The sequence below is a fragment of the Micromonospora sp. NPDC048830 genome (assembly GCF_043198215.1).
Lineage (GTDB): Bacteria > Actinomycetota > Actinomycetes > Mycobacteriales > Micromonosporaceae > Micromonospora.
This window is the reverse complement of sequence record NZ_JBICUP010000102.1, coordinates 1-5,307: the sequence shown is the minus strand read 5'-3', so window position 1 is coordinate 5,307 and position 5,307 is coordinate 1. Positions and strand designations below refer to the sequence as shown.

The 5,307-nt window shown below is 64.0% G+C and carries 1 pseudogene; it reads right to left on the bottom strand.

Annotated elements, in window-relative coordinates:
- Positions 1-5,284: pseudogene (locus ACGFIZ_RS33955) on the bottom strand (hypothetical protein); the annotation flags it as partial.
- Between the last annotated feature and the right edge of the window lie 23 nt (positions 5,285-5,307).

The following is a 5,307-nucleotide window of genomic DNA, read 5'->3' as shown; positions in this document are numbered from 1 at the left end:
CCAACGGCGCCCTGACCACGGCGAAAACGCCGGTAACGGATTCCGATCCGACCTGCCGCGACCACTTCCCCACCCGGAAGGTGACCAGCGTCCCATCGGTGATATCCACCTCCGCCCCACCGAGCGCGCCTTCCGTACCAAGATGAATACGCAGGGGAGGGGGCAAATAGTTGCTCTTGCCCGTCGTCATTACTACGTCCTCGAACTCCACTGCCTCGGAAAGATCCCACTGATCCTGCGGCACCCACAGCGCCCTTTCGCGCAGCGACTCGATGTCGTGTGCGGTGGGGGCGGGCTCCAGCTCCAGGTACAGGGTCCTCCCGTTAGGACTATTTTTGGCCGGTAGTTCCACGAACGCGGCGGATCGACCAGTGCTGTCATACCCGAGTTCGAGACGAACTTTTTTGATGTCCGCAGGAAAGACGAACGAACCTCCGTCGACCACGGCCTGTGGGATATAGACCGGGCTGCCGGCGAATTCTACGTTCAACTTCCGAGAGTTTTTCGGTTTACGCTTCAGCGACGCCGTGATGTGGTAGGACCCGACGAACGATGGGGGGTCGAGTCTCCACGCCTGGCCGGGCACCTCCGGCAAGCCCGGCGCGACACCGCCGGACTCACCGGCCCTGATGGTGCCGCTCGACCTCGCGCCCGCCCTGCGCGCAACCCCTGCAGGCAACGACGACCCATCCCCTGCGCCCGGCCCCTGCCCGGTCGGCTCAGGTGCCCCCTCGGCTTGCGGGGCAAGCATGGTGAGGTTCCGCTGCTGGCGGAGCTTTCCAATGAGCTCACCGAACTTATCGCTCTTCATGTCCATGTTGATGAGCCGGTAGGCGTGTCCGGGTCCCTTGACCAACGGCGCCCTGACCACGACGAAGACGCCGAGTTCCGATGCGGGCAGCCGCGGCCACTTCCCTACCCAGAAGATGACCTCCGTCCCAGGGGCGACCTGCACCTCCCTCCCATTAAACGTCAAGTCCCCCTTACCATCATTTCTGTTACCAACATTACGCTTCAGGGGGTGGGGCAAGCTACTGTGCGACGCAATTTTGCCTTTGTAAGCCACTGAGTCGGAAAGATCCCACCGATTCTCCAACTCCCACAGCACATTTCCGGACGCGAAGATCCCGCCGATGTCGTCCACGTCGAAAGCGGGGCTGACCACTTGCGCGTACAGGTTCTGTTCGGCTTCGCCGACCGTGGCCGAGATTTCCGCGAACATCATGGGTCGACCAATGGCGTCAAACCCGCTCTCGAGATAAATTCGGTTCGTCGCGGGAAATTTGAACGAACCTCCGCCGGCCACGATGTCTGGCGGGAGATCGGGCTGGTGGCCTCTGCCCCCGACACCCCCGCCGAGGTGTAGGCCCAATCGCCTACCACCCGATCGCCCACCAGAACTGCGTATTCTTAGGGACGTCGTGGAGCGGTAGGACCCGACGAACAATGGGCGATCGGTTGTCCACGCCCGGCCGGGTGCCATTGTCTTCAGAGCTTTCAATTCGTCGGCAGTGAACTCGCGGCGGATCCTTCGGAAGATGGCGCTTTCGGTGCCGTCGGGCCGGGTGTACCGGATTTCGACAAAACCGACACCACGCCGTCTCCCAATCTTCCCGACAGTGACATCGACCTTATCACCCGCGCGAACAAGCCCATCGATATCATCGAGACGCACCTCCTGGCCGGCCAGCCAGATGCTCAACCCTGGCACCGGACGAGTGAACCCCGATATCTCCGGTTCATGCCGCACCGGGGTGGCCGGGACGCGGATGGTGAATGGGGCGGCGAGGCCCGTTGGGCGCTGGTCTTCCCAGCCGCCCTGGTCCTTGAGATTGCGCAAGTATCGGTGATGCGCGGCGAGTTCCTGGACCCGACTGTACGGGAAGGAGCCTTGACGGATGACCGCGAGGTCACGCTGGAAGGTGTTTTCCAGAATGCGCGAGTAGGCGCTGTCCGGATTCCTCTCCGCCTTGGCGATCGCCGCTTGCAGCAGACCACGCGTCGACTCGAACACCCCATCCAGTTCCCGCCGCGTGCTGGGATCTATCGCTTCCTGGGGGAAGCCCGCAGCGATCTGGTCGGCGATGCCGTCTTCGGGACGGGGTTTGACGAGGAAGTAAGCGCCCTTCCACCACAGGACCTGTTTCGGGACGACACCGTCACCCGGCTGCGGGCCGATGCGGTACGGGGCGCCAAACGGATGATGGACCTGCATCGGCCCCAACTTCTCGGCCAGCACGTGGAAAGGCACAAGCGTGAGTTCGTGAACCCCGCCACCTACGACCTTGGAAAACCAGTTCCGGTGCAGCGCCTCCCGCTCCTGCTCCGACACGCCCTCCGGATACGGAAGAATCTTCCTAAATTTCGACTCGGCACCCCGGGCGAGGTCGTCGGCCAGCTCACGAATCACCCACGCACGCAGTCCATCCAGGCTGCGGACCTTCAACTCCGCCAACTGTTCCCCAAAGGCGTCCAACACCGGCTGAAAGACCCCGGCCACCCCCGTGTCAAACCGCCGAGGATCGACGTCGAACACCTTGAGCGCCCACTCCTCGAAGAGTGTCGCCTGGTGGTCACTGGACACCACGGCCGACAACATGGTGATCGCCTCAGCCACCTCCGGCTCCGGCTCCGGCTCCGGCTCCGGCTCCGGCTCCGGCTCCGGCTCCGGCTGCAGCCAATCCGATATCGACACATCGGGCAATACCGGCGAGTCATCCCTCAGGGCAGAGCTCTCCGGGCCAACACCAGACCGCTCACCTTCCGTCGAACCGGACGGCTGATTGCCGTGCGGAGCGCCAGGGCCGGCCGGGCGCCGTTCCAACGCCGGCCCACGCCGACGGCGCGGCCTCCGTACCAGCCCATCATCATCGGTGCGCTGACGCTTCGAGGCTTGCCCAGTTTCCGACTCGGCTGGCATGTTCCCACGCAGTCTCCGGAGCGTTCCCATGAGCTCAGCGAACTTATCGATCGTCTTGCTCGCGTTTAAGAGCCGGTAGGCGTGTCGGTCATTGTCGCCGACCAACGGCGCCCTGACCACGACGAAAACGCCGAGTTCCGATGCGGGCAGCCGCGGCCACTTCCCTACCCAGAAGGTGATCTCCGTCCCAACGGCGACCTGCACCTTCCGCCCATCGAACGTCAAGCCCCCCTCACCAACACTGGCCGACAGGGGGTAGGGCAATTTATTCCGCGCCCTCATTGTGTCTTTGAAAACTTCTGAGTCGGAAAGATCCCACCGATTCTCCAACTCCCACAGCACTTTTCCGGGGAAACCGCCGATGTCGTACGCGGTGGGAGCGGGCTTGACCACTTCCACGTACAGGTCCTGTTCGGCTCCGCCGACCGTGGCCGAGATTTTCGCGACCACCATGGGTCGACCAATGGCGTCAAACCCACTCTCGAGACGAATTCGGTCCATCTCGGGAAAGTCGAATTTACCGCCGTCAACCATGATGCCTGGCAGGAAACCGGGTTGGCGGCCTTGAACCCCGACACCCCCGCCGAGCGATATGGTCAATTGCCTATCGATTATGGACGCCGTGCTTCGGTAGGACTCGACGAACAATGGGCGATCGGGTTTCCAGGCCCGGCCGGGTGCCATTGTCTCCAGAGCTTTCAACTCGTCGGGAGTGAACTCGCGGTCGATCCTTTGGAAGATGGCGCTTTCGGTGCCGTCGGGCCGGGTGTACCGGATTTCGACAAAACCGACACCATGCCTTCTCTCAATCTTCCCGAAAGTGACATCGACCTCATCACCCGGGCGAACAAGCCCATCGATACCATCGAGACGCACCTCCTGGCCGGCCAGCCAGATGCTCAACCCTGGCACCGGACGAGTGAACCCCGATATCTCCGGTTCATGCCGCACCGGGGTGGCCGGGACGCGAATGGTGAATGGGGCGGCGAGGCCCGTTGGGCGCTGGTCTTCCCAGCCGCCCTGGTCCTTGAGATTGCGCAAGTATCGGTGATGCGCGGCGAGTTCCTGGACCCGACTGTACGGGAAGGAGCCTTGACGGATGACCGCGAGGTCACGCTGGAAGGTGTTTTCCAGAATGCGCGAGTAGGCGCTGTCCGGATTCTCCTCCGCCTTGGCGATCGCCGCTTGCAGCAGACCACGCGTCGACTCGAACACCCCATCCAGTTCCCGCCGCGTGCTGGGATCTATCGCTTCCTGGGGGAAGCCCGCAGCGATCCGGCCGGCGATGCCGGAACCGTCTTCGGCACGAGGTTTGACGAGGAAGTAAGCACCCTTCCACCACAGGACCTGTTTCGGGACGACACCGTCACCCGGCTGCGGGCCGATGCGGTACGGGGCACCGAATGGATGATGGACCTGCATCGGCCCCAACTTCTCGGCCGCCACGTGGAAAGGCACAAGCGTGAGTTCGTGAACCCCGCCACCTACGACCTTGGGGAACCACTTCCGGTGCAGCGCCTCCCGCTCCTTCTTCTCCGACACGCCCTGCGGATACGGAAGAATCTCCCTGAACCTCGACCTCTCGCCCCGGGCGAGGTCGTCGGCCAGCTCACGAATCACCCACGCACGCAGTCCATCCAGGCTGCGGACCTTCAACTCCGCCAACTGTTCCCCAAAGGCGTCCAACACCGGCTGAAAGACCCCAGCCACCCCCATGTCAAACCGCCGAGGATCGACGTCGAACACCTCGCGCGCCCACTCCTCGAAGAGTGTCGCCTGGTGGTCACTGGACACCACGGCCGACAACGTGGTGATCGCCGCTGTCACCTTCTGCTCCAACGACGCGACATCGACCTCCGCCGGCGGCGCCGCCGAGCCAGGCGCCGGTGCCGGCGCTGCCGGCGAGCCCGGGGACCCGACCGGCGCATCGGCCAGCGTGGGGTTCTCCGACGGCATGATGAATGCCGACGGGTCCATCCCTGACGACAGCCAGTCCATGGACTCGCCCGGCGCATCGTCCGCCGGATCCGTTCCTGACAGCAGGTCCAGGAACTCGCCCGACCCAACGTCCGCCGGATCCGTTCCTGACAGCAGGTCCAGGAACTCGCCCGGCGCAACGTCCGCCGGATCCGTTCCTGACAGCAGGTCCAGGAACTCGCCCGACGCAACGTCCGCCGGATCCGTTCCTGACAGCAGGTCCAGGAACTCGCCCGGCGCAACGTCCGCCGGATCCGTTCCTGACAGCAGGTCCAGGAACTCGCCCGACCCAACGTCCGCCGGATCCGTTCCTGACAGCAGGTCCAGGAACTCGCCCGGCGCAACGTCCGCCGGCGGCGGCAACGCCGAGCCGAGCGCCGGTGGCACCCCTGCCCCCTCCGTCGAAAATT